This is a genomic window from Trebonia sp. (genome assembly GCF_049794275.1).
Classification (GTDB): Bacteria; Actinomycetota; Actinomycetes; order Streptosporangiales; family Streptosporangiaceae; genus Trebonia.
This window is the reverse complement of the sequence record NZ_JBARCR010000840.1, coordinates 1-1856: the sequence shown is the minus strand read 5'-3', so window position 1 is coordinate 1856 and position 1856 is coordinate 1. Positions and strand designations below refer to the sequence as shown.

At 69.6% G+C, this 1856-nt stretch carries 4 protein-coding genes; 2 read left to right on the top strand and 2 right to left on the bottom strand.

The features are described 5' to 3' along the window. Positions 1-166: 166 nt before the first annotated feature. Positions 167-463, bottom strand: a complete 297-nt coding sequence (locus WA805_RS21795) for a hypothetical protein (protein ID WP_422337678.1) — start codon at positions 461-463, stop codon at positions 167-169. A 105-nt stretch (positions 464-568) separates the two neighbouring features. Here WA805_RS21795 and WA805_RS21790 point away from each other — a divergent pair, with 105 nt between their 5' ends. Next, positions 569-1003: a MarR family winged helix-turn-helix transcriptional regulator gene (locus WA805_RS21790; RefSeq protein ID WP_422337679.1), complete on the top strand. Its 435-nt coding sequence runs from the start codon at positions 569-571 to the stop codon at positions 1001-1003. A gap of 53 nt (positions 1004-1056) precedes the next feature. Continuing rightward, positions 1057-1461 (top strand): hypothetical protein, encoded by a 405-nt coding sequence (locus WA805_RS21785; RefSeq protein WP_422281090.1) that lies wholly within the window; start codon positions 1057-1059, stop codon positions 1459-1461. 52 nt (positions 1462-1513) lie between these two features. Here WA805_RS21785 and WA805_RS21780 read toward each other — a convergent pair. Then, positions 1514-1856 (bottom strand): phosphotransferase (locus WA805_RS21780; RefSeq protein WP_425243255.1); only part of this gene is annotated, 343 nt, incomplete at its 5' end.

Genomic DNA, 1856 nt, shown 5'->3' with positions numbered 1-1856 from the left:
TCGTCCTCATTCCGCCAGGGCCGGCCGACCGGTTTGCCCTGGCTCGTGCTCCCAGGTCAATTCCGGGCGCTACCCCGGCCAGACGCGAAGCGCCCCGGTTGCACCCGCATCCCTGCACGCAGAATGTGCCTGGCCCGGTAAGGCTCAGGCGGATGACACGCTCCCCTCAGTCGTCGCCGATGTAGCCCGTATCGGGATCGATCATGGCGAGGAAGACGCGGATGTGCTCTCGGTGTTCCTGCACCGGCCGGCCCGGTGTCCCGCTCGACCCGAATCCGTAGCCCTCGTTAGGCCCGCTCAGCCAGTCGTAGGCGGTGCCGCCGTCCCCCGCCCGGCGAATGGCGAACCGTTCGCCGTCGACGTCGAGGGTGAACAGCACCGGCCCGGGACTTCCCTCTGTTCCGCGGTAGGCAGCTGGAACGGCGGGAAGACCGTTGCCGTCTCCGCTGGGGCTGCTATGCACAAGAGCCAGCATCCACGGCCGCCGGCTTTGAGTCCATCGCATAGGCGCCCGGCTGACGCACTCATCAGCCGCGGAAGATATTACGATGTCGTATAATCTGATGTCGTGAAGTCCGAGATCGTTCCATCTGAATGGTCGGCCCTGCTCGCACTGCACCGCGCAGCCCACGCCACCGTCCATGTGCTGGCCGCCGAGCTTGCCGACCTTGGCCTGACCGCCTCCGAGATCAACGCCCTGGCCAATCTCGCCGACGGCCGCAGCCGGAGCGTGTCCGAGCTGGCCGTGGCCACAGGCAATCGCCCCACCACGCTCACCAGCGTGCTGGACCGCCTGGAACGACGCGGCCATATCACTCGCGGCGGCCGCCCGGGAGACCGCCGGGCGGTGCTCGTCCAGCTCACCCCTTCCGGCCGGCAGGCCGCGACAATGATCCGGCAGGCGATCACCGGCCTGGAACGCCGCGCGCTCGGCGCCTTGCCCGCCGAGGCAGTCGCCGGCCTGCACGCCGGGCTGCAAGCCCTCACCGAGGTGACGCCATGACAACACACGGACCGGCACCGCACGCTGGCAGCGGCGCCCTGTTCGATGCGCTGATGGCCGAGGTGATGGCGGGCGCCAGCCGGTTCGGCCACCGTGAACACGTCCACCTGACGTGGCTGGCCGTGCGTCGCAGCGGCGTCGCGGCAGCGGTCGGCGTGGTCAGCGACGGCATTCAGCGCACCGCGCGCTACGCCGGCGCACCGCAGAAATACCACGCGACCGTCAGCCGGGCCTGGGTGGAACTGGTCGGCTACCACGCAGCCGAGAGCGGCGAAGACGATTTCGCCGCTTTCACCGATCACCACCGCGCCCTGCTGGACAAGCGGTTGCTCACCCGTTTCTACCGCCCGGCCACCCTGGCCAGCGCCCAGGCGAAGACCGGCTGGGCAGAACCCGACCTTGCGCCCTTCCCATGGCAGGACCCGGAACGGAAAGGCTCCCGTCACAGCTCGCCGTAGGTGATCGCCGCGCCGTACGATACAGAGCCCGGCTCCTGGGCCGATGGCAGGTCTAGGTGGTGCCGAACCAGGTCAGGGCCAGGGAATCCAGGGTGGGCTCGGGCGGGGCCGGGAGCTCGCTGAGGCACTCAGGCAGGTTGCTGTGCACGTGCAGGAGTGTGTACGCGAGCAGTTCGCGCGGGTCGAAGCTGCGGCCGTAAGCGGCCAGGATGCGGCCGAGCAGGCGCGGGTCGCCGCGCGAGATGAACAGGCCGGCGGCGGCGAACTCGTAGGCGCGGTCACCGGTCATTGCGGTCTCGAAGTCCAGCAGCCCGCTCAGCGTCCACGGACCGGGGGTTACCACCAGATGCTCGCGTATCACCTCGGTGTGCAACAGCACCCGCTCCCGCCCGGGC

Excerpts from the sequence above, each read along its gene's own strand:
- WA805_RS21785 (WP_422281090.1), top strand. The coding sequence starts at position 1,057 with ATGGCCGAGGTGATGGCGGGCGCCAGCCGGTTCGGCCACCGTGAACAC.